2 protein-coding genes are annotated in these 824 nt (G+C 43.2%); both read right to left on the bottom strand.

Annotation, left to right across the window (positions count from 1 at the left end):
* Positions 1–119 precede the first annotated feature (119 nt).
* On the bottom strand, positions 120–353 hold the full coding sequence (locus R8N47_RS24480) for a DUF2789 domain-containing protein (protein WP_020841183.1): 234 nt from the start codon (positions 351–353) through the stop codon (positions 120–122).
* A 176-nt stretch (positions 354–529) separates the two neighbouring features.
* A complete protein-coding gene (gene nqrM, locus R8N47_RS24475) occupies positions 530–763 on the bottom strand; it encodes a (Na+)-NQR maturation NqrM (RefSeq protein ID WP_005436655.1) in 234 nt (77 codons plus the stop codon).
* Positions 764–824: the final 61 nt, after the last annotated feature.

Genomic DNA, 824 nt, shown 5'->3' with positions numbered 1-824 from the left:
CGACAAAACACTGGTTAAAAATACAGTATAATTCAATTAACGAAGCAAGAAAATGAAAGATTAAAACCACCGCACAGAGAACTTTCTAAAGGGTTGAATTATCTTTTTTTTATCGCGGTTCAATCACGCAACATTACATCGAGCTGATCCACAAGCTCAGCCCAATCAGCATCTTCTTCAATCGCTTGTTTTAAAAATGCGGCCTGAGAATGTGTCCAGAAACTCGCTTCGTGTAAAGGTGCTGATTCACGTTTATGTCGATGCGTATTGACGAAATCTTTAATTTCTTTGGAAGAGCTCCCTAACCCGAGCTGATTGAAAAGATCAGCCATGCCATGTTGATGTAATTCCATTGTGTCCTCCGACTCGAATGAACCTTTATTTGAGTATATACCTCACCCAATTATGCGCCCGTGAAAGTACTAATATTTCACTCTCTATGTAGAAAGCACGGCGCTTTGATACACGCAAAAAATAACCCAGCCGAAGCTGGGTTATAGAAAAATGATAAGCACTCTATGCTTGCGCGTTACGCTATACGGTCTTTTTCCCACGCAGCTAGCTTTTCAGCACGAGCAGCTTCGCGAGCTTCACGCTTCTTGCGCGCGTCACATGGCTCTGGGCAGTTACATACTTTCTCTATGCCGACTGCGCCAAGACCACCACAGCTGCCTTTCACTACTTTCTTCTGGAAGATGTAGCCAACGGCCATCGCTGCGATCACCGCAACAAACACTGCAAATGTAATTAGAAATGTACTCATAAGAACATGCTCACTTCTGATGTTATTTGTTCATGAATGGCTTGTATGCTTCCGAAGCCAG

The organism is Vibrio sp. 2132-1 (assembly GCF_033344315.1).
The sequence above is the reverse complement of the archived record's forward strand: the minus strand, read 5'-3'. Positions and strand labels throughout refer to the sequence as shown.